Origin of the sequence: Streptococcus sp. SK140 (assembly GCF_000259525.1) — a bacterium.
Classification (GTDB): Bacteria; Bacillota; Bacilli; order Lactobacillales; family Streptococcaceae; genus Streptococcus.
The window spans coordinates 12092-32937 of record NZ_AJML01000012.1 but is presented as its reverse complement, the minus strand read 5'-3'; the positions used below and the strand labels follow the sequence as shown (position 1 = coordinate 32937).

Sequence of the window (20846 nt, the reverse complement as noted above, 5' to 3'; positions counted from 1 at the left end):
GAAAATATACCGTTCACGAATCAACCCTTGTCAGCATGCCAATCTTCTATCGTACACCTGAAGAAATGTCTGATAAGGAAATCGTCAAATGTATGTTTATCGATGAGCCTGAAATTCTGGATGCCGCTATTGAAAATATTCCTGCAGAATTTTATGAGCGCTACTCCATCAACAAATCTGCTCCTTTCTACCTTGAGCTCCTTAAAAAGAATGTAGACAAGGGGTCAGCTATTACTCACTTGGCTGAGAAACTAGGATTGACCAAAGATGAAACCATGGCTATCGGAGACGAAGAAAATGACCGTGCCATGCTCGAAGTCGTAGGTAACCCAGTTGTTATGGAAAACGGAAACCCAGAACTCAAAAAAATCGCCAAATACATCACCAAATCTAATGACGAATCTGGCGTTGCTCATGCCATTCGAACTTGGGTGTTGTAGAAAGAATAGACAGAATAGACAAAAACCGCTCTGCTGAGCGGTTTTTGATGTCTGATTACTGCCCCCTGCAGGAATATAAAATATGCTTAGTAAGCCTATTCTAATAGGATTTAGGATAAACTTGGTCAATTTTTGGTCAAAATTTTTGCTTTCTTTTCATTCATTATCCAGCATAAATTTTCTAATCAATTCATGCTCCTTATCAATTACTTCTTGCAATACATGACCATACGTTTTAATAATCTGTTGAATATCCTTATGTCCTAATAATCTTGCAACAACCCAAATATCAATTCCTTTAGCTAAAAGGTAAGAACCGTAGGTATGTCGTCCTGCTGTCGCTGTCATTTCCTGATTCCCAATTTCAAGTTCTGATAAACAAGCTCTCAAACTTTTATTCAATCCTGAATTTGTAGGTATTTTATACCTTCTATCATAGAATACTAAATCATGTTTCTTTAATTCTTCACGATCAAATAGTATCTTTTCTTGTTCAATTTGTAATGTTTTCAAAACAAGAAACAAATCATCATCAATCGGAATTTCTCTTATAGATGTTTTTGTTTTAGGAGGTACAAATTCTTGCCGATCCCCTACAAATCGCCTATATGTTCGAATTGACTTATTTTCAAAATCTATATCAGACCAGCAGACAGCCATACCTTCTCCCACCCTAAATCCTGTTTTAAACAAGAAGTATAATAGATATGGTATTACTGATTCTCTATAATTGAATTTGCCTTTCAAATGAGACAACAATTTCTTATATTCTGAAATACTATGAATATATTTATCATCTACATCGCCAGATTCTAAACCAAATATTTTCACATCTTCTGTAATATCGGTTATCTGTAAGCCACCTCGTTTACTAAATTTTATTGTTGATCTTATATCTGCATTTATTCTTCGCAAGTGATCAGCAGTCACCTTTTTCCCATATTCATTTAATCGTGACTGATATTCTTGATGATTTATACTCATTGCTGGTATATCTGAGAATATTTTTTCTATCGCTTGACCTCTTGCATAGTACGTTTCTATCGTGGAACTTGCCTTTTCTGATGGAAGAATCACTAAATTATACCAATCCTGCCACAACTCATACAGTGTAGACTTACTATCAAATCTTATTGTATAGTTTGATTGAAATAATTTCCTCTCTTTTTCCTGCGCTTCATTCATTGCTTCTCGTTTAGTTCTAAAACCCGAATTTGTCGCAATAACATTACCTTTCTTATCAAATATTCGGTAATCCCAAAGTTTGTTTTTTCCACGCTGTCTGTAACTTGCCACACTAACTCCTTTCTGAATGGCAATCATCACCATTCTATTATAACATTAATAATATTTTTTGATAATTTTTATCAAAATATTCCCTTGTTTTTCTTGCTAAAAATCTATAAGGTGATCCCTTACTTTTCGGATATAAGACAAATCCTTCTTTATTTTGCTCAATATCTAATTCATTTTTTATTGTTGGATTCAATAAAATATCATTGACCAATTTTGTTTTACTAATAGACAATAATTCCTCAACCTTATCAATAGTCCACCATTGACCAATTTCTTCTTTCTGTATTAAATCTAGATACTCGGAACGACTGATCAAAACCATATTGGAAGGAATTGGAACTTCAATATTAAATACTTGTTTCGACTCTTTCATTTACTACTCCTTAAACAACAGCAAAAAAAAACAAGCCATTTCTGGCTTGAATTTATTTTCTTAATACGCACTTTTTTGATATTCATCCCATAAAGCTTGAAGATCATCTGCATTTTCTAAAACATACTGCCTTACAATCTTCATATCTTTTGATTTCAATCTACCATCTCGAAGCTCTCCAGTCAAAAACATTGAACCTACTTCCTCACCATGGATATAGATATGAATATGTGCCTTCTGACCTTTATGATTATGCTCATTCGGACGAATCTCAATACCATACTTCAAAAAAGAATACTTAGGCATGTAACAACCCCACGTAGTCCTTCCACGTTTCAAGGTAGTTATCACGATTCAATTCAATTTGTTTTTGAGCAAACCGAATATCATAATCAGCCAAGTCCAAGTCCTCTAAGACTTCACCTGTAAGAATATTAAAAGTTCCAATCAATTCTTCATCATCATACATACGTAAGATAGGGTTATTAGGATTTTTAAAAATATCTTCTTTTGTGACTTCTAGATTTGTAACACCAAATTCTTTAATCATGATTCCTTCTCCTTTCACTTTCTTTTATTATATCACATTTTCAATTATTTTATAATTGTTCTAACAACTTCTCCATATCAGGAAAATAAGTATAAGCTACTCCTCTACTGAAATCAAAAGAGTAGCCTTCCTCAATTGATACAGATACACTAGCATAATTTCTTCTTGGTAATTTTTTATTAGCATGACTCCCTTCATAATCATAAATAACTTTAACAAACTTCGCATTTTTTATAACTTCAACTATCATAGTTTCAATACCATGATCAGTTACAGAGTCAGCAATAAACTCTATAGATTCTTGATTTTCACCTAACCTACTAGCTAACTTCACAGCATAGATCTTTAATAATTCTACTTGATCCATTTTAACTCCTTAAACCAACAAAAAACAAGGCAAGTTTTACCCTGCCTTGACTAATTTTGTGCTACTTAACTTTTCGTTTTCCAAAAAATGTCGCAATCAAACCAACAAATCCCCAAATAGTTGCAAAAATTGTACTAGCTGTTCCAGTATTTGGAAGAACTTTTAGTTCCCCTTCCTTATCTTTCAAAGCGATTGTTCCATCTTTTTGTTTGACTGCTCCCACTTCATAAGGCTCTTTTTCTACATAATTGCCTTCACTTTCTTCTACAACTACTTTGCCTTTATTAGTGCCTACAATCTTATATCCTGTATTTGTTTCGATAGGTTTTTCTTTAATTTCTTCTTTAGTCACATTCAAGGGTTTAGGTTCTTCTTTTTCTTTTACTCCAACATTATCCTCTGCCTTTTGTTTTTGTTCCTTCACTTCTGGAGTATCTTCTTTATTTGGTTTCGTATTTTCTTCTCCCTCTTTTGATTTATCCGAAGATGAATCAGAAGATTTTTGATCCCCTTGTTTATCATCACCTACATTTTCAACAGGCTTTTCTTCTTTAGATTTATTGGTAGAAGGACTTGTTGGCTCCACAACTACTCCTGTATGATCGTGTTCCTGATTCTTATTAGTATCTTTTCCAAGTTCTTCAGATGGTTTATCTTCTTTTGGTTGTTCTGTTGGCATTATCTGCTCTACAACTACTCCTGTATTATCCTTGTCCTCTTTTTTATCCACACTTCCACCCAAATCCAGATTTTCATTTACTGTTGGCGCTGTAGACTCCTTAGGAGCTTCTGTAGGTTTTTCTGAAACTACTAAACCTGAATTATCATTTGGAGTTGAACTATTTCCACCCAAATTAATTTCATCTGCTAAAATTCCATTTGCGACTGAACTCAATACAGCCACTGACAACAATGTTACAAATTTTTTATTCATATTTTTCCTCTTTTCTTATTTACCAATTACATATAAAAAGTTTTTTGCTTGATCAGCAGTAAAGACACGATAATCTGTAATTCCTGTTCCTTGCATTGGTTGAATCACATTACATTCAGAAATCAATATCGAACCATCATCTTTAACATCTTCGACAAAGGCAACATGACCATAGGTTGCATGACTACCTGCTTGTCCTCCTTGAAACGAAACAGCAGAATGTTTAGTCGGTGTATTTGTCACCTCATATCCATCCTTGTGAGCCCAATCCTGACCATTTCCCATATACGGATCAAAGTTTATTCCAAATTCTTTTGCCCGATTGAAAACATACCAAGTACATTGACCATACGGATAAGACTGAGTGATATAGCCATCTTGATTTATTTCCTTATCAATCGAAAATCCACTAGGTAATTCAGTCGAAACCTGACCAAATGGAACATCTACGCTCCCTGCTATTGAATTGCTACTTGATGAGCCGTCTGATTCAATCGTACCTTTAAAGACTTCATACCACTTCTTACTGTCCTTTTCTAGCTTCTCTAGTTTTGTTTGTCCGTCTGATAACAATACACCTTCATAATGTTCAGACCAATACTTGGCACTTTCAAAAGGATCAGTTGCCTTTTGCATATAATCTTTGACTTTTTTATAGCCATGATTTAATTCATAGCTCATTAGTTCCAGCTCTACTGTACTATCCAAAGTACGAGAGCTTGCATTTCTCCATCTATCACCATTGATAGTATTATCCCAACCTGACCATTGGAAATATCCAGCAACTCCACCTGAAGGATTCGTTAGTTTAGGATCAAATCCACTTTCTCTTTCAGCATTTGCAAGAGAACCACTAGCACCCTCTAAAGTAAATTTCTCTTTAGATAGTTGCCAGTTAAGAATCTTAATGACATCTTCTGCACGTTCCACCGAGATATTCGCTTTTTGAGCTACTTCTTGTGCTGTTAAACGTGTTCTCTTTCCAGTCGTACTATCAGATGAACTCCCTGAAGACACACCTACAAATCCAATCATCAGAATCAAGATTAGAAATAAGGGTAGAATTGTCGCAATTATAGAACCAAAAATCTTTGCGTATTTTTTAGCTATCACTTCCTACCCCTCTTTCTTTCAATATTTACATTTGGAAGTTCTACTTTTTTATCTCTTCCCTTTTTCTTTAAACTACTAATCTTACCCCCTTTCATTTTTTTACTTTTCGGAGAATTAATCTTTGGTTTTTGAGGTGATACCTTATTCAAAGGATTCACTTGATTCATTCTCTTGTCTACCTTGGCTTGAAATTCTGCTTTCTTTCTGGCCAAACGTTTTTCTCTCAAACGTTTCACCTCATTACGAGAACTATTTTTTATTTTCTCATGATAATCTGCCTTTGTTCCAAAAGACTTTCTTTTTGAATTTAAGTCTATAAACTTATTCGATTCTTGATTTCTAAACGCATTTGTACGAACTTCATAAAGGAAAGACATCGCTCTATTTCCTTTTTCTTTCAGAGCATTAACCGTACCTGTTGTTCTATGTTTGACAGTCGCATAACCATCTCTAACTCTACTATAAGTTTCATTTTCGTTAGTATCAAATACCTGTTCTTTAGTCAATCCTTGTTTTTTATCCAGGTTATTAGTTGGCGAGCGTAAATTTTTAAGACGAGCTTGTAGACTTTCTTTCCCCATCTTCAATCCACCTTTTGCAAACTGACCACTAACTACTAAACCGTCTTTACCTGTCCTATACAATTTCTCTCGAATCGTTTTAGTTCCTTTATTCAGATTAAATCCATTTATTCGACTAACAGGCAAACGCCCAATTCGTGAGAACATAGATAAAATCATTGCTCTATTCTTAATCATTAAAACTAACAATATCGCTTTTACAAATATCACAACTAATACATTCTCACCAACTGCATAGCCAATGAAATCTGTTAAAGAATTATAGAAGAATACAAATAATGTTGTAGCTAATAATGTTACAGATGATAAAATCAACATAGATATAGCTTTTTTATTAAATCCATGAATCAAATGTTCCATCTTTGGAAATAGACTGATCAATAAAATAAATGGCAATATCAAAATTAAAAAGATATAAACCATTAAAAAGAAAAATCGTGATAATCCTAAAACAAGATAAACACTACCAACTACAATTACATCAACCAGTGAAGCAAAAGCATAGCTAAACTTTGCTCCCCACTCATTTTTCAACATCTTATTTTCAGGATCTTTGTCTTTGGCAATATCCTTGATTTTTTTCTCGCCGACAAGATGATCTCCATCCCCCTGCTTATATCCAGCTAAATCTTCAAATTCCTTATCAGATAATTGAAATGAGCCATCTTCCTTTATTGGAGAGTTCATATACTTATAAGCCTTGATAATAGTATCATTAAAATAAGCATCAATCTCATTGGAACTTTCTGGAGTCAGAGTTTTTGTTATCTCACCATTAAGCGTAATTGTTGTTGTTCTAAATCCATCATATAAGTGAGCCAATAAATATTTATTTTGACCGTCCACATTGAATCTTATAAAATATAAACCAATAAGAGTATAGATCAGTACCATTTTAATAAATGACTTCATCACACTACCCTTACCAGTCGCAAACAAATACAATAGATAAACTGCCATACTAGCACCAACAACATAAACAACTTCTTTACTGAATAGAGAAGAAAATACTTTACTGAATAGAGAAGAAAATACTTTACTAGAATTGTCTATCGTATTATTCAATAAAGAAGTTATATCACTCATTCCATCAACTGCACCATAAATACCAGCAATAATCCAAAAGATAAATTTTGATACCCAAAATACAGCTTGCACAATCGAATTGAAGAAATAATTCATATTTGAATCAAATCCAAAAAATTTCTTATCAAAATAAACCTTACTAGTCAAATCAGACATTTGGGACTTATAATTTTCAAAAGTCAATTTACTTGATTCTTCTTTTTTCTTTAAGGCTTCTTGTGTTTCTTTTGCCTTTTTGGCATTATCCAGTATTTTTTTTGCATTTTCAGCAGGATCGGTTAATTTTGGAGTATTTGTATTTTTATCAAACTCAATAATATTAAAATTATTATTCGGTAAAATTGGCTCAGTAGCACTAGCTACAAAAGGAAAGAAAAATATAGACAAAATAAATCCTAATAAAATATTCCTTCTCATTTTTCCCCCTTACTGTACTGATACCAAACTAGATTCAACTGTTTCAAATAATGGTAAAAACTCAGGGAAAATTGTACCATCTACTGTAATACGTTCTTTTCGTCCGAAAGTATCGTAATAGATACATTGACCCATTGTTTGATTTTCTAACCACGCTCTTGATAATTCATCATTTTCAACTCGTAAATGTTCCAGTATTGCTTCTGTTTCTGTATGTTCAGGAAAAGCAAAGACTGTACCAAAACCAGTTGTATCATCACTTGTTTTCAAGTCTTTTACGGATTGAGTTACCAATACTAAGAAATTGTTAAAGGATCGTCCTGTACGTTTGATACGGTTAACTACTTGTCGTCCAGCAGGAGTTGACATAATCTGCCATGCTTCATCAAGGAATAACATTGTTTCCTTATCTTTCTCACGTTCACCAAAAATCGCACAGAAATAAGTTAAAGCATACATAACGGTCAAACTTCTCAACTGAGTTTCAGTCATTTCATCTTTATTTGTACCTTTAGGCATATCAAGACCTGTAATTTCAACAATAATTACTTTATCATCTGTTTTCAAAACTTCTTGACTACCATCAGAAAAGCACAAAGATAGCAGTGAATTTTTTGAAATTCTCTTTAGGAAATAGCCAGCAGTAGCAACTTCTTCTTTTGCATTGCTTTCCAATTCAGCAAATACCTGCAACATACCAACCTTTTCACCAGCATTTCTACGCTCAAATACCTTATCAATCGCATCTAACAGATAGGGTTGAATCTTGATATAAGAATCTTTATCCAATACAGAAGCTACAAGTACTGTTGCTAATTCTGTCAACTCTCCTTCATCTTCTAAAAATGAAAATGGATCAAGAACCCCTCTATTTTCCTCTTTTCGCATATCCAAAGTAATAAAACGAATAGAGCGTATAAATTTTTGAAGTGGTTTATAGGTACCAGCCTTTTCTAACTTAGCTAAAACTGATAAAAACTGTTTCTTCATTTCAGCTTTAGGATCGACATATAATACTCTGGCTTTAAATAGAGCATGAAAAACAAATAATAACTTTGTCAGGAAAGATTTTCCATTTCCAGTCGCACCAGTAATAGCTGTATGAGGATTGCTTGTTTCCTTTCCATGAATACCAATTTTATTCGCTTGTAGTAAGTTCGTAAACACAATATTGGTACTTGAATCCAAAGCACGTTTAAAATCTCCAAACCATGAAGCAATTTCTTTATCAATTCGAGCAATAGGAAAGCCAATATCTGTACCTACTTTTTTCTTTGTAAAGAAAAGATTCTCACATAATCCACGCAGACTTGAATATTGTAAATAACTTTCTCTTTTATTATCAATCAACTCTGTCAAACGACACTTATAGAATAAGTAGACTTGATCTGCAACAGCCTTGACAATTTCAACTTCCATATCTTTCAATCTTGAAGCTAATACATCATACTTCACATTCAATTCTTCAATACTATCACCAGTAATCTGTAACAAGTGAAGATACGTTACCATCAATTCCTTATTATCATGCTTCTCTTGAAAATCTTCTAACAACTCATGACTTTCCAAAACTTCAATCTTTTGAACATCATCATTCTCAGCAGTTTCATTTACTGTATTCCCAAGATTTTTGCGTTTATTTCTTGCTTTTGTACTTAAAGAATAGATTCCACTTCTTGTTGAAAAACGAACTTTCAACACACTATTGACAGGAAAACCAATATTCTTAATTTCCTCTAGTAAATGTAAATAGGAAACGTTTTTGGGATAAGCATATACAGGAATTGTTGCAACATAACTTTCTTCTTCACCATTGATCAACTTCAAAGCATTTCCAGCACCAACTTCAATAATTGTTTCGTCCACATTCTCAATCGAATTTTCAAGCGCAACAATTTCACTTTCCTTATCATAGTATTGACCATTCAAAAAATGAATTCGATTCAATAGCTCTAAATCAGTTTTTTCAACTTCCTTAATAGTTAAAGCATGTAACTTTGTTTGAATCAATTCTTTCTGTTTTTCCCAATCTTTCCACCATTCAACTTTCGGCAACTCTTCAAAGCCAATCATTTTCATAATTGTTTTTCGGAAAGTCATAATTGTCTGCTTAATCGTCACCTTAAAATCAGACGACACATTGACCGACTTTAAAGGTACAACTAAATAATCTCTTGATTCTGTTAAATATGTAACTTCTTCCTCTAGCCTTTCTTCTAATTTTGAAATCACATAATTTCCTAATGGACTTGTACCAACATCTTGCTCAATATCCTGAGATAGTAAAGCGATCTTCTTTGCTAAATCTAAATCAAAGTTAATAGTATGAATCGCAAGATCATTGTATTCAGCAATACTAGACAAATTATTGAATACCAGGTCTTTGCTATCCTCTTTCTCACCATCTTCAATCGTATTGATGACTTGTGGCTCTACTTCAAATACAGCCAGCACACTTCCATCTTTTAAGAGAATCAAGCTATCATCTATCGCCCAAATGTTATTCGTTAATTCCACGATAAATTCTTCTCACTTTCTCATATTTTTTTCCTTTACAGAGATACATTGTTGTCCGTTCTCTATCATACTCAACCCAAAACTTGAAATAGTCCACTAGAAATCGAAACAATGTTTTCCCATCAATCTTATTCTCAGATAATATGTTTCCACACCACCAACCAGCAAACAATGAAGCTACAAAACGAAAACCCCAATCCAATAAGGGTACATACCCTAGTAAGAACCATACTAAAACAAAACTTACTAGAGTATAGACTATGGTCGACATTTTTATCGCAAATGGTAAACTGAAATCCTCATTTATCTTATGCACCCAAATAGGTTGTTTAAAAGCAGTAGTGTAAACATAGAGTTTTTTATCTTCCCTCCTCATAACATTTTCCTACTTGAATAATTCAAGGGCTTTAGACCAAATAGGCTTCGTAGCATTTAACACTGTCTCAGGATTTTCAAAAAAGAAAAGAATGAATCCTGCAACCAAAACAATCACAAAAAGTTTTCCTAACTGCTGCTCCTTCCATGCTTTAAGAGCCTTCATACCAGCAAAAAATGCGACTGCTGGAACACCAAGTTTTGATACTAAAAATTGAAACAATGCCATTTATTCTATTCTCCTTTTTCTTCCTTTTTATTAAAATCAGATGGTATTGTGTGTTCCATCTTTTCTACAAAATAACTATCTTTATCTTGTCGTAACTCAAAACTAAAATTTTCGCTATGAGTTGTCCCAGCAACATCAAGAGTAATTTGAGCATAAGCAAGTATTTTCCCATCTTTTTCCTTGAAATAGGTATAATCCAAACTCTTGAATGTTGCCCCACCAATAGACTTAATTCCACTAGAAATCAAATCTAAGTTTGCTTGACTAGTCGTATAATTTTTAAAGAACAATTCCATGAAAGATACCAACTTTTTACGTTTTCCTTCTTCCATTTCATCATTCGCAACTAGAGATACATGATTCTCTTTTTCTACCCCATCAGCTTTAAAATCACTTACAGGAGAAAACCAAGACAATCCAGATACATAGTACTTACCATTTTTTTCACCGTAAGGAATCGAAAATTCAATCCCTACTCGCTGGCTTTTATCTCCATTTTTTGTATCATAGATCACACGGTAAACAGCAATTCCATCTTTAGCACTTAACATTCGAGCACTAACAAGATTCATTTCCTGTTTTGTCTGACCTTGATTTTTTACATCAGGAACACTTCCATAATAGTCATTCAGTTTGGAAATATTTTCATCAGATGATCCAGCTTGTGAATCATAAGTAAAATATCTACTTACATAGCCATCTAAAAACTGTTCCAAAGTTCGATCTGTTTCTTTTCTTGCTTCGACGACGGGAGATTCAGAAAGTCTTGCTCTCATTTTTGCAGTAGTCGATAAAGAAACAAACATAGAAAAAGCTCCGAATAAGACAAAAAAAGATAAGCCAGCTAAAAAAATCAGATTCGATTTTTTCTGGCTTATTTTTTTAATCTTTAACTGTTTGTCTTTTCGTGGCTTCTTTAAAAACATATTCCTCATTAAAAAGAAACCTTTCTATAAAATCCATTAGGAGTATTCAAAACTTCTCCTTGGTTAATAAATCCTTGAAATACTGTCACCCAATTCCCACACTTAAAAAAATAATCAATAACCGATTTATAATCTAACTCTTTCGTCAATTCAAAAATTGTATCAACTTCATCTTTAGAACAAAATCTATAATAAGTCGTTGCAATTTTTGTCACAGGAATATAACGCTGTAATTGAAATTTGACAATGTATTCATCACCATCATATAATTCCAACACTGCTTTCTTCAGCAAGTAAACCTCATCTAAAGACATAATCTTATCTACTTCCCAATCAGAAATCCCACAAATAAAAAAATTATCTTTTTCAATTCCTCTATCTTTCATTCTTTCTAGGATTTGATCTCGACTGTACTTCATAATATCCAATTCACAAAGAAATTCAAAATTACCTTCGTTCAGAACCCTTATATTCGCTATCATCTTGATACAAAGTAACCTTTATCGACAAAGCTACCACCTTCTTCTAAACGAACATCACGACCAAATTTTTCATAGTCTAAATAAAGAAGCAACTTTTCCTTAGATAGTTCTACACCAAGTTCCTCAACAAGATATTCACCTAAATCTCTATCAGTTGCAACTTCAGGATATAAATAACAATCATCAAAATCATAACTATCTAAGTATGATGGATCAGAAGATTCTGTTTCAATAACCGATAAAACAATATCTTCATCTACATCTTCAATATTTTCAGCAATACTATTCGCTAAATCTAAAGTTAAATCTTCACAATTCAAAGTAGGAAAACCTTCAATCGAATCAATAATAACCTCAATTTCTTGACCTTCATATCCAAAGCGTTCAGCTACTTCTTCACTAGAGCATGGAAGCAAAACTCGTCTTGAGATTCCTTTATAAACAACTAAAGCCATTAAATCCATTTTTATTTTCCTCCTTTACTTTCTATTGCAACAAGAACCAACTATCGTCCTCATGACCTAAAAAGGTATATGATTCACTCAAACGATTGATGATTTCTTCCTCATGTTCTTCTACATAAGCAAATAATCGCTCTTCATTGACTAACTGCTCATATTCTTCATGGTTTATAATTTTAGCAAAATCAATCAATGCTTCCTTCGTATCAACTTCTGTAAATGAATTGACTGCTACATTATCAGGATTACAACCTTCAAATTCTTTAAACTCCACACCATCAAAACATTCATCTAACTTAGCAATAACTTTCTCAGGTAAATCCAATAAGGTTTTCCCATGCACATAGTTTTTACATACATCAGAAAAATTATCGTAAACTACTTTAACACTCATTTAACTCTCCTTTCAAAAAATAAAAAGGAAGCCATAATTGACTTCCTTCACAATTTTCATTAAATTGAAGCTGAACGCTCAAAACTACAACCAATCGCAAATGCTCGATTTGTAACTTTATTAAGTTCCTTATTCATTGCATAATAACTAGACAGGTCTTTCTTGATACATTCAAGGACTTGATACGGTAGTTGCAATTCTTCTTCATTTTTAAGAAGTGCACTCAATTCACCAGCCATAGTCCATGCTTGTTTAAATTCTTGATCCTTCAGTTTTTTTGCAAGTTCGTTCGACAAATCAATAATTTGTTTATCTTTTCCAGCTAAAGCCATTTTTTATACCTCTTTCTTTTCATTTTTATCTTTTACATTTTCTAATTAGACAGGCTGGAGAACGTTTCTTAACTTCCATATTCACATCCACCCCTCTAAATGAAATCGTTGAATCAAATTCAAACATTCATTTTCCATTTCTTCTTTGCTCCTTCTCAACAATCCAAACCATAATAGTTTTCGTTTCACATCAACTTGATTTGCCAAATATGATTCGTATTCAGTAATCAATCGTTTCAATTCAATCCAATCATTCCTTTTTTTAGTTTGATGATATTTCTGAGATTGAAACTCAATATAGGCTTGATAATCTCTTGCTACCTTACTATCTGTCAAACCATCATAAAAATTTCTTGCAGGAATCAAATATACAATTTTTTCAATGTCTTTATAGTCAATCATTCTATCCTCCCTAACTGATTTTGAAGAAACTCTAATTCTTTTCGCTGTCTAGGTGTAAGTTCTCCTGAATCCATTATCTTTTTCATATTCTCTTGCATGAACATTCGATCAATCTCAGACACAAATAATAATGAATTAGAAACCCTTTCTACCAACCATCTAATCGTCCTTTCCACTGAATAAGGTTCAGGGTTAACTGTTAGTCTGACTGCTTCATGATTTCCAAAAAGTTGTTGCCACTTGCTGTCATACTTTCTAAAACCATGTTCATCAGTACCATCATAGATTTGTATTGCTCCTTGAAAAATTGACCTCGTTAATTCTGCAATCTCACTACCAGCTAGTACTTCTGAAACAAACGCTCTAGCTTTTCCTTGCGAAAAACGAACTTCGTAGCGATTCCATATCCTAAACAGTCTGGCACTAGCTGATACGCTAATTCCTTCTTTCTTTGCTATCTCGTATCTCTTTTCATAAAAGTTAAAATACATTTCAGATTGACGACTACCAAGATAGATTGATAAGCCTTGCCTATTTTCTGATTCAAATGGATTTTCAAAATCAAATCCTCCACCACCGACAAATGAAAAACTCTTCAAATAAGGAGATACAATCTCTTGTTGATAGTATCTAGTCACTAGTGTTGACAAATCAAAATTCTCCTTCGTATCCTCCATTGCCATTTCATCAACTGCAATATCTATTCGAGTTACACTAAAATCGCCTCCATAACACTTCTGAAACCTTTTTATAAAGTCAGTCCACGTTAGGTTACTATTTTCAAGATACATTTCTAATTGACGACAGCCTTGACCACTTAATTGAACCGTAATCCTATTTTTATCCTCTCCATTTTCACTAAAGCAGGAATTAAAGCCGAAAAACCAAATATCACCATAACGATACAACAGTTCATATTTCATAAATGAAGTTGTCTCAGGTCGAAGCATAACATCAAATCCGAAAAATTCTTTTGCCACAAAGTATACATCTGTTTCATTGTGAAGCGTAAATCTGAAATAGTCAATCATGTATCTTGTTAGATTAGTGTCACCGTTTTTTAAACTGAACTGATTTTTTATTTCTATGAAATCTTCCTTTTTCAATGTTCTATACCCATTTTCATAGGCTTTTAGGGTAGAAACAGGGATACCAGTCTTTAATGACAACTCTTTTCTTGTCATATTTCGTTCTTTTCTAAATTTTTTTAAGTTTTTTCCTTCCATTTCTCCTTCAAAACTCCATTTTTTACCAAAAGGGACACAAAAAAACACTAAAGGGACACACCTCTATCCCTTGTCGCTGTAAGTGTAAAGTGCATTTTGTAACTTTTGTTACCCACCTATTAGAATAGGTGGGTTAATTAGTATAGTCCAGCCCTCTAGTGAGCGCTAGTGAGCGCAGGCGCTCGTTGCTTCGCTTCCTCGCTTCTGCTACTAGCTACTAGAGAGCTGGACTACACCAACTACATATAAACAAAGAAAAGGGGGATCTCCCCTCTTCTCATAGTTCGTATTCATCAAATGGAAAATCTTCCAAAATATCAGACCATTTTTGAGTTCTTGTCTTTTTCAACTCAAACAAATCTCTAACCAAAAGAACCTGAGCCTGATTCATCACAATTATTCCATCTTCCCTCATAATCGTAATTTTTCCTAGTTCTTCTAACTTCTTCAGTAAATTTTGAACAGAGGAGAAACTAACTCCAATATCCATAGATACATCACTTGCTTTAGCAAGATCCTTTTCATCTTTCTTTATTTCTTTCTTACTAGCCATCAACTCTTGCACCATTTCAGAATTAGCTTTTTTAACTTGCCCTTTTTGCAATTCTTCTTTAGCTTGCATTTCTTCCTGTAATACTTGTTTTTCTTCTTCAGATAATCCAACACTAGGATTCTCTAAAGGATTGAAAGGATTTTCTCGTCTATCTATCTTTTCATATTCATCATAAAATGATAATTTTCTTTCAAGTAATGGTGAATAAAATTCTCTTGCTACTTCTCCATAAACACAAGCATAACCACGACCATAAACACGCTTACCAGCAATATATTTAACATACTTAAATTCTTTGTTCCTATTGACTTCCCCAAAGGCTAGGTCATAACCTACCTCGTCCAATCGACCAACAGAAATACGGAAGTTAATATTCGCTTGTAGTTTAGAGCCTAAGTCTTCTCTCGAAGGTTTCTGCATCGCTATTAATCCAAAACAACCAGCTTGCCTTCCTAAAAGTAAGAATTGCCCCATAGCATTATCTAAACGCTGTCTTGTTTGAAAATCAAGCATGGCACACAAGGCATTATATTCATCACAAACTAAGAAATAAGGCTCTAAGCCATACTCATAGAACTTCTTCAAATCCTTATCACCATGTTCTGCACGTTCCTTGCGCATATAAGAATAACGAGCAAACATAATTTCTACTGCTCTTTCAACCATAGAAACTATATCTTCTGCTTCATAAAAAATACGACTTTCAAAAGCTCTTTGTTCTGCCATAGTCACAAAGTCAGCTTGTTTTGGATCACCTATATCCACTACACCAACTTTAGCCATTGCACGAATCAATGTTCTCAATAATACTGTTTTACCACCACCAGTACCACCAACAACCAATAAATGAGGATCATCAACAGGATTCCAATAAAGATTCTTCATCAATTGAATACCCTTATCCGAATAGTTAACATCAGTCACCTTGATCCGATTCAAAAAAGCAGAATAGGCAAGTTTATAAGTCTTAAACTTAATATCGTCCTGAACTTCCATAAAGTCCATGAAAAAGGTTGTTTCAAGTTCACTAGCAATCTTTTTAAACTTTTCCTGAAACTTATTTCCAGCCATTTTAAAGGCTACATCTAAATCATAACGATTCTGTTTCAAATAGACTGTAGGAAACACAATCTTATCAACTGTACCTGAATCTCTTTTAACCTTCTTTGTATAAGAATATCCATTTTCTTTCAAAAAGAAAGCCAGTTTAGATAGTCTTTCCAACTTTTGAAATAGGAATATTCTTTCTTGTGAAAACCATGTTAAATAGATACTTAAAACAACAAATACAATCAACAGGATCACAGAGATAACAATTGATGATATATCCAAACTCTTGATTTTTTCAAAATTCTGATACACATAGAATCCAAGTACAGGACTAAATATAAAAAAGAAAAAAGAAAAGATAAAGTATCTAAGATTCACCATGTAAGGCTTAATCTTAATTCCCCTATATGCAGGAAATAAACCCATATCTTTTCTCCTTTAGCAATTATCCTTTATGTTCTTGTTTCTGTTCTTGCTTTTGATCCTGTTTAGGTTTGGCAGCAGTTTTTTTTAGCTTATCAACTACAAATACGAATCGGTGCTTATTAGGCTCAACTTGATTTCGATCAGCCTTACGCATACCATGATATGCGATCAACAACGTATCAAAATCAATAGTTTCTTGATATCCAAGATTCAAAGCATCAATTTCTTCTTCTGATTGTTCAGTTACTTTTAAGAATACAGTGTCTTCTTGTCCTTCTGAATATACTAAAACTTCAACACCATCATAATCACCTTCTCCTGTTTCGAGATCAATATTTACAAACTGTGCCCCTTCATTCTTAATAAATTTACAATTCCCTAAAACTTCTTTCGGATTTAACAATAAGTCATTCAAAATACGATATTTTTTTGAAAAAATTTCTACACGCTTTCCAAGTTCTAGTCCATTTTTAGCCATTATTTATTACCTCCTACACGTTTAAGTCCTTTAGCCAATACATTTGTTGAAGCAGAGAAATTCGGTCCTTCAACATAATCTTCTAGGAAAATTGGATCAATAGGTTCAACTTCCTCATTTACTTGATATGTAGCCATATCTTTTGGAGTGATAATTGAGAACATACCGTGCTTCCCATTCATCACAATATGTCGTGTACCCTCAAAAGGTTTACCTTCAATAATAGCTGGTGCTTTTTCAGAGCGTACATAGTTAGCCTTCCCAATCGCTTCAGGATTGAATTTAAAGTTTTCAATGTTCATTTCTTATTTTCCTTTTCTATTTACATTTTTAAACAAAACAAAAAGGACGATAATCCTGTTCTATTATCGCCCAACAACACAATTTTCACTAATTTTTTTTACGTTTAAGACCAGCTAAACCAAGCACAGATAAAATACTAGCACCTATCAATCCAAGAGAACTTGAATCTGTACCTGTATTTGGCAACTCTTTCAATTCTACAGATTGCTCTTGTTTAACTGATTCAACTGACTGGGATGGTGTAACTGGGTTAGACGGCTCAGTCGGTTTAACTGGCTTAGGTAGTCTAGGTAATTCAGGAGAATTAGGAACTTCAGGAGTATGAGTCACTACTTTAGCTTCCATCTCTTGACCGTTGACAATATTGACAAATGTATTTTCAACTTTCCCACTTGCGATACGCTCAACTTCGATATAGAAATCAGCATCGAACGTACCTTGTACTCCTAGAGAGTTTAGGAACTCTTTATCAATAGTGTAAGCCCACTTACCGTCTTGTTCATTCCATGTTACTTTAACAATCTTCTTGATAAAGTCAGAGTTTGTACTTTGATCAAATTCAAATTTAAAAGCATAAGCAGAACCTTTCACGATCTGATCTCCTGCCTTAACCACTTTACCGTCAGCCAAGACGACATCATAAGGAAGAACTAAGTCTTTTTCAGCAAGGTATTCTGAACCACGAATGATTCCTGACCAATTGCCAGTATAACGATCATGTCTAACATCTAACTTATCAATGCCATCATACTGATAAAGAGTATCATGTTTTGCTGGAACAGTTACACCGTCCAAAAGATAGCGTAGATATTCCCCAATTTGAATTTCTTGACCGTCCCGAACTTTAGAATTATCTTTGTGATCCAAAGCGTGTTTTTCAGGTTTCAAGTTAGGAACTTGAACAGTTACCAAGTTAGAAACAAAGCCATTTCCAAAGTCAATTTGGTGGAAATCGTTCTTCACAATTTGACCTTTTTCTACCAACAAATGAGCAGGAAGATCAATCGTGATATTCTTAGCCTGTCTTACATAATTCTTATAGAATGAAGCCGAGTCTTTCGCTACAAACATATAGAACTCACCTTTTGGATTCAAGCCTGCCTCTTTCAAAATGTTTTGAATTTCATGTGTACGTTCTTTTTCGGAAAGAACATGATACATATTAAAAAGATCCTTAACATCTTTACCAGTAGAATCCTTCATTGTGATTTTATTATCATCTACCATGTAAGCACCATCTTGTACATCATCTACCATTGCCCAAGTCTTACCATGAGTTTTAGAATCAGCAGTAAATGTTGAATATGGTTTGTAATCCGTTGTCAAACTGAATTTCACTTTTTTATCAAATGTATTTGCGCTATCAATATTGTTTCCAAAGTTATCAGTAATAGCCTTCACAGGTTTTGGAGTTGAAGGGTTTACACGTAAGCGTCTATATTTAATTTTTACAGTTGGGGCATCAGGTTTATTCGGTAAATCTTTTGGTTTTCTCAAAACAAGCTTTATTTCTTTAGTATCCTTTTTCTTCCACTCAGGTTCAACTGGTGGCTTAGAAAGGATAGTCACAGGCACTGTTGAACTTGCCTTACCAAAGATACCAACAGCCCACCCATCTTGATAGAAAATATCTTCATCTTTCAGATTACTTCCTGCCGAACCAAGCTGTCTTTTAACTTCGGCTCGTTTGGATTCAATTTCTTCTTCACCATGAACACCTACTCCATTGTGATAAGCAAAATTCAACTTAGAACCATATCCAACAGAAAGAAGCGAACCTAGAGGAATATCTGATTCATCCCCTACGTTAGCATATCCAAGATCACCTGCTTTTACTCCCAATTCAGGGACATCATGAGTCCATGGGGTTTTATATTCGCCTTTATAATATTCCTTATTATCACGGTTTACTTTCTTAACTTCTGAACCATTTGGATTTAAAACAATTCCTTCTGAACCATCTTGATAGGTAAAGCGTAATTCTTGTCCATAATCAATATCATTAAAAGTAGCAGCGATAGCCATCCCAACTTCTTTTCCTGTCTTTTCATCAAAAAAGTCAATTTTTGTGTCAAATTGAACTAGATTCCCAAACAAGAAATTGATTGAACCACTACCATTGTCTTTTCTAATAAAGATCTTTGTAGCACTTAATGGCTTGCCATCCTTAACCCACTCAGCTTCCGCACTATTGAAAGTAAATCGAGCAGATATTTTCTGACCTTCTTTACTTTCAGCAACATTATGGAGCGTGAATGAATCACCTGTTTTTGGATTCACAATTTCAGCAAAAACATCATCATTTTTTGAGAGCAAGTCTGTACGGCTTCCACTAATAGTTGTGTCTGAATGTAGTCCAATATAATCTTTAACAGCAGTTAAACCTTCTACTCCTTCAAATGAAACAGTTAGGCTTCTGTAATAACCCACACTGCCACGTTTGCTTTCATCATAATTGCCATAAACTTTAATATGAGTATTTTCAGCCTTCAATCCTTTCTTAGCGAGTTCTTCTTTTTGCTTGTTGTAAGCATCCAGTTCCTTATTGTAGTTTTCTAGCTTCTTGTCATACTGCTCTTTTAGTTCCGTATTTTCCTTGTCAACCTTCTTATTATAATCTTCTTGAGCTTTCAGGCTTTCTTTGTAGTCATCTTTTTTCTTTGCATTATCACGTTCGATACTCTCGTTTTCAGCTAAAACTGCTCGACGTTCAGCTTCGTTATTTGTTTTAGCTTTCTTATATTCGTCCGTTTTCTGTTTGACTTCTGATTCATGTTTTGCATATTCAGCTTCAATTTCTTTCTGCTTACTTACGACTGTTTCGCTTGTTGCAACTCCTTCATCCTGAACATCATCAATTTCAACATTTACCCCAGCTTCTTTAGCTTCAGTCATAGCTTTATCAAGCGATTCATGAGAAATTACAACTCCAAATTCTGCTTTCTTTTCTACAGCTACAGGGGTATTCACATTTACCTCATCAGCAGTTACAGTTGAAGAGAAAGCCATTCCCAACATTGCAAGTGCAAGGATAACTCCACAAGCACCACCAGATTTCATCTTACGAATAGAACCGTAAGCCTTAAATTCTTGATTTTTCAACATTTATTATTAATTCTCCTTTTATTGATATTTTTATTTTTTAATCTCGTCACTTTCAAGAAGGGGAACGAGATCGCTTAGCTACTACAATCATTTTTTCTCCTTTTCTACAAATAAAAAAGCCAGTTCCCCAACTGACTTTAAAAATAATAATTCATTTTTGTATGCTATAGTTTGAAATATCTATTCATTAATTGTTCAAAACTGTATAATCTTGCACATAAATTTTGAATAACTCGTTATCACCTCATTTCCTATTGTTAATTCACATAAAAGAATACAAGTATAATTCTCTTGTGAAAACTAACAATAACACTTATTGCTAATTTTCTAATCTTTAAAGACTTTTATCCAAAGTCTTTACTGATTCCTGGTTATTTATATGCTCATATCTTCGCATATTTTCAGCTTCTAAGCCTACTACCTTCGCCAA

The 20846-nt window shown here is 33.6% G+C and carries 23 protein-coding genes; 1 reads left to right on the top strand and 22 read right to left on the bottom strand.

The annotated features are described in order from the left end of the window. Positions 1 to 440: HAD-IIB family hydrolase (locus tag HMPREF1116_RS03990; RefSeq protein ID WP_007554643.1), on the top strand; the 440-nt coding region annotated here is incomplete at its 5' end. 156 nt (positions 441 to 596) lie between these two features. Here HMPREF1116_RS03990 and HMPREF1116_RS03985 read toward each other — a convergent pair. The 22 genes from HMPREF1116_RS03985 to HMPREF1116_RS03890 form a co-directional block, all read right to left on the bottom strand. Next, positions 597 to 1736: a site-specific integrase gene (locus tag HMPREF1116_RS03985; protein ID WP_000179399.1), complete on the bottom strand. Its 1140-nt coding sequence runs from the start codon at positions 1734 to 1736 to the stop codon at positions 597 to 599. Positions 1737 to 1773: 37 nt separating this feature from the next. Continuing rightward, a complete protein-coding gene (locus tag HMPREF1116_RS03980) occupies positions 1774 to 2109 on the bottom strand; it encodes a DUF771 domain-containing protein (RefSeq protein WP_000665060.1) in 336 nt (111 codons plus the stop codon). Between the two features lie 60 nt (positions 2110 to 2169). Continuing rightward, positions 2170 to 2415, bottom strand: coding sequence for a DUF4160 domain-containing protein (locus HMPREF1116_RS0102000; protein WP_001127469.1), 246 nt, complete (start codon positions 2413 to 2415; stop codon positions 2170 to 2172). After that, the gene (locus HMPREF1116_RS03975) at positions 2408 to 2659 is read right to left on the bottom strand and encodes a hypothetical protein (protein WP_000588738.1); all 252 of its coding nucleotides are present in this window, start codon (positions 2657 to 2659) and stop codon (positions 2408 to 2410) included. Before HMPREF1116_RS03975 ends, HMPREF1116_RS0102000 begins: the two co-directional genes overlap by 8 nt. Before the next feature lie 49 nt (positions 2660 to 2708). Further along, complete coding sequence (locus HMPREF1116_RS03970) at positions 2709 to 3026, bottom strand: hypothetical protein (RefSeq protein ID WP_000373065.1); 318 nt, start codon at positions 3024 to 3026, stop codon at positions 2709 to 2711. A gap of 61 nt (positions 3027 to 3087) precedes the next feature. Next, the gene (locus HMPREF1116_RS03965; RefSeq protein WP_001034602.1) at positions 3088 to 3960 is read right to left on the bottom strand and encodes an LPXTG cell wall anchor domain-containing protein; all 873 of its coding nucleotides are present in this window, start codon (positions 3958 to 3960) and stop codon (positions 3088 to 3090) included. A 15-nt stretch (positions 3961 to 3975) separates the two neighbouring features. Continuing rightward, positions 3976 to 5070 (bottom strand): phage tail tip lysozyme, encoded by a 1095-nt coding sequence (locus tag HMPREF1116_RS03960; protein ID WP_025171240.1) that lies wholly within the window; start codon positions 5068 to 5070, stop codon positions 3976 to 3978. Beyond that, positions 5070 to 7157: a hypothetical protein gene (locus HMPREF1116_RS03955; protein WP_001253835.1), complete on the bottom strand. Its 2088-nt coding sequence runs from the start codon at positions 7155 to 7157 to the stop codon at positions 5070 to 5072. Before HMPREF1116_RS03955 ends, HMPREF1116_RS03960 begins: the two co-directional genes overlap by 1 nt. Positions 7158 to 7166: 9 nt before the next feature. Then, positions 7167 to 9674, bottom strand: coding sequence for an ATP-binding protein (locus HMPREF1116_RS03950; RefSeq protein ID WP_000424142.1), 2508 nt, complete (start codon positions 9672 to 9674; stop codon positions 7167 to 7169). After that, positions 9658 to 10050: a TcpE family conjugal transfer membrane protein gene (locus HMPREF1116_RS0101995; protein ID WP_001250567.1), complete on the bottom strand. Its 393-nt coding sequence runs from the start codon at positions 10048 to 10050 to the stop codon at positions 9658 to 9660. The genes HMPREF1116_RS03950 and HMPREF1116_RS0101995 overlap by 17 nt, the downstream gene beginning before the upstream one ends. Before the next feature lie 9 nt (positions 10051 to 10059). After that, a complete protein-coding gene (locus tag HMPREF1116_RS03945) occupies positions 10060 to 10278 on the bottom strand; it encodes a TcpD family membrane protein (protein WP_001173290.1) in 219 nt (72 codons plus the stop codon). A gap of 5 nt (positions 10279 to 10283) precedes the next feature. Then, a complete protein-coding gene (locus HMPREF1116_RS03940) occupies positions 10284 to 11204 on the bottom strand; it encodes a conjugal transfer protein (RefSeq protein WP_000478873.1) in 921 nt (306 codons plus the stop codon). Positions 11205 to 11212: 8 nt separating this feature from the next. Further along, a complete protein-coding gene (locus HMPREF1116_RS03935) occupies positions 11213 to 11686 on the bottom strand; it encodes a hypothetical protein (RefSeq protein ID WP_000561368.1) in 474 nt (157 codons plus the stop codon). Continuing rightward, the gene (locus HMPREF1116_RS03930; protein ID WP_000365189.1) at positions 11683 to 12150 is read right to left on the bottom strand and encodes an antirestriction protein ArdA; all 468 of its coding nucleotides are present in this window, start codon (positions 12148 to 12150) and stop codon (positions 11683 to 11685) included. The genes HMPREF1116_RS03935 and HMPREF1116_RS03930 overlap by 4 nt, the downstream gene beginning before the upstream one ends. Positions 12151 to 12172: 22 nt before the next feature. Beyond that, complete coding sequence (locus HMPREF1116_RS03925) at positions 12173 to 12541, bottom strand: hypothetical protein (RefSeq protein ID WP_000114343.1); 369 nt, start codon at positions 12539 to 12541, stop codon at positions 12173 to 12175. A 59-nt stretch (positions 12542 to 12600) separates the two neighbouring features. After that, entirely contained in the window at positions 12601 to 12873 is a 273-nt protein-coding gene (locus tag HMPREF1116_RS03920) for a hypothetical protein (RefSeq protein ID WP_001152052.1), read from the bottom strand. A gap of 81 nt (positions 12874 to 12954) precedes the next feature. Beyond that, positions 12955 to 13275: a hypothetical protein gene (locus HMPREF1116_RS03915; protein WP_000568327.1), complete on the bottom strand. Its 321-nt coding sequence runs from the start codon at positions 13273 to 13275 to the stop codon at positions 12955 to 12957. After that, the gene (locus tag HMPREF1116_RS03910) at positions 13272 to 14501 is read right to left on the bottom strand and encodes a replication initiation factor domain-containing protein (RefSeq protein ID WP_000398620.1); all 1230 of its coding nucleotides are present in this window, start codon (positions 14499 to 14501) and stop codon (positions 13272 to 13274) included. The genes HMPREF1116_RS03915 and HMPREF1116_RS03910 overlap by 4 nt, the downstream gene beginning before the upstream one ends. 277 nt (positions 14502 to 14778) lie before the next feature. After that, positions 14779 to 16530 carry an FtsK/SpoIIIE domain-containing protein gene (locus HMPREF1116_RS03905; protein ID WP_000522449.1) on the bottom strand — a complete coding sequence of 584 codons (1752 nt, stop codon included), beginning with the start codon at positions 16528 to 16530 and terminating at the stop codon, positions 14779 to 14781. Positions 16531 to 16549: 19 nt separating this feature from the next. Then, on the bottom strand, positions 16550 to 17008 hold the full coding sequence (locus HMPREF1116_RS03900; RefSeq protein ID WP_001097072.1) for a hypothetical protein: 459 nt from the start codon (positions 17006 to 17008) through the stop codon (positions 16550 to 16552). Then, positions 17008 to 17310: a hypothetical protein gene (locus HMPREF1116_RS03895; RefSeq protein WP_001019589.1), complete on the bottom strand. Its 303-nt coding sequence runs from the start codon at positions 17308 to 17310 to the stop codon at positions 17008 to 17010. The genes HMPREF1116_RS03900 and HMPREF1116_RS03895 overlap by 1 nt, the downstream gene beginning before the upstream one ends. A gap of 88 nt (positions 17311 to 17398) precedes the next feature. Further along, positions 17399 to 20416 (bottom strand): SspB-related isopeptide-forming adhesin, encoded by a 3018-nt coding sequence (locus HMPREF1116_RS03890; RefSeq protein ID WP_000916930.1) that lies wholly within the window; start codon positions 20414 to 20416, stop codon positions 17399 to 17401. Between the last annotated feature and the right edge of the window lie 430 nt (positions 20417 to 20846).

Bases quoted from the DNA above. Each gene is read 5' to 3' on its own strand.
- HMPREF1116_RS03980 (WP_000665060.1), bottom strand. From the start codon at position 2,109: ATGAAAGAGTCGAAACAAGTATTTAATATTGAAGTTCCAATTCCTTCC.
- HMPREF1116_RS0102000 (WP_001127469.1), bottom strand. From the start codon at position 2,415: ATGCCTAAGTATTCTTTTTTGAAGTATGGTATTGAGATTCGTCCGAAT.
- HMPREF1116_RS03975 (WP_000588738.1), bottom strand. From the start codon at position 2,659: ATGATTAAAGAATTTGGTGTTACAAATCTAGAAGTCACAAAAGAAGAT.
- HMPREF1116_RS03970 (WP_000373065.1), bottom strand. From the start codon at position 3,026: ATGGATCAAGTAGAATTATTAAAGATCTATGCTGTGAAGTTAGCTAGT.
- HMPREF1116_RS03965 (WP_001034602.1), bottom strand. From the start codon at position 3,960: ATGAATAAAAAATTTGTAACATTGTTGTCAGTGGCTGTATTGAGTTCA.
- HMPREF1116_RS03955 (WP_001253835.1), bottom strand. From the start codon at position 7,157: ATGAGAAGGAATATTTTATTAGGATTTATTTTGTCTATATTTTTCTTT.
- HMPREF1116_RS0101995 (WP_001250567.1), bottom strand. From the start codon at position 10,050: ATGAGGAGGGAAGATAAAAAACTCTATGTTTACACTACTGCTTTTAAA.
- HMPREF1116_RS03945 (WP_001173290.1), bottom strand. From the start codon at position 10,278: ATGGCATTGTTTCAATTTTTAGTATCAAAACTTGGTGTTCCAGCAGTC.
- HMPREF1116_RS03940 (WP_000478873.1), bottom strand. From the start codon at position 11,204: ATGTTTTTAAAGAAGCCACGAAAAGACAAACAGTTAAAGATTAAAAAA.
- HMPREF1116_RS03935 (WP_000561368.1), bottom strand. From the start codon at position 11,686: ATGATAGCGAATATAAGGGTTCTGAACGAAGGTAATTTTGAATTTCTT.
- HMPREF1116_RS03930 (WP_000365189.1), bottom strand. From the start codon at position 12,150: ATGGATTTAATGGCTTTAGTTGTTTATAAAGGAATCTCAAGACGAGTT.
- HMPREF1116_RS03925 (WP_000114343.1), bottom strand. From the start codon at position 12,541: ATGAGTGTTAAAGTAGTTTACGATAATTTTTCTGATGTATGTAAAAAC.
- HMPREF1116_RS03920 (WP_001152052.1), bottom strand. From the start codon at position 12,873: ATGGCTTTAGCTGGAAAAGATAAACAAATTATTGATTTGTCGAACGAA.
- HMPREF1116_RS03915 (WP_000568327.1), bottom strand. From the start codon at position 13,275: ATGATTGACTATAAAGACATTGAAAAAATTGTATATTTGATTCCTGCA.
- HMPREF1116_RS03910 (WP_000398620.1), bottom strand. From the start codon at position 14,501: ATGGAAGGAAAAAACTTAAAAAAATTTAGAAAAGAACGAAATATGACA.
- HMPREF1116_RS03905 (WP_000522449.1), bottom strand. From the start codon at position 16,530: ATGGGTTTATTTCCTGCATATAGGGGAATTAAGATTAAGCCTTACATG.
- HMPREF1116_RS03900 (WP_001097072.1), bottom strand. From the start codon at position 17,008: ATGGCTAAAAATGGACTAGAACTTGGAAAGCGTGTAGAAATTTTTTCA.
- HMPREF1116_RS03895 (WP_001019589.1), bottom strand. From the start codon at position 17,310: ATGAACATTGAAAACTTTAAATTCAATCCTGAAGCGATTGGGAAGGCT.
- HMPREF1116_RS03890 (WP_000916930.1), bottom strand. From the start codon at position 20,416: ATGTTGAAAAATCAAGAATTTAAGGCTTACGGTTCTATTCGTAAGATG.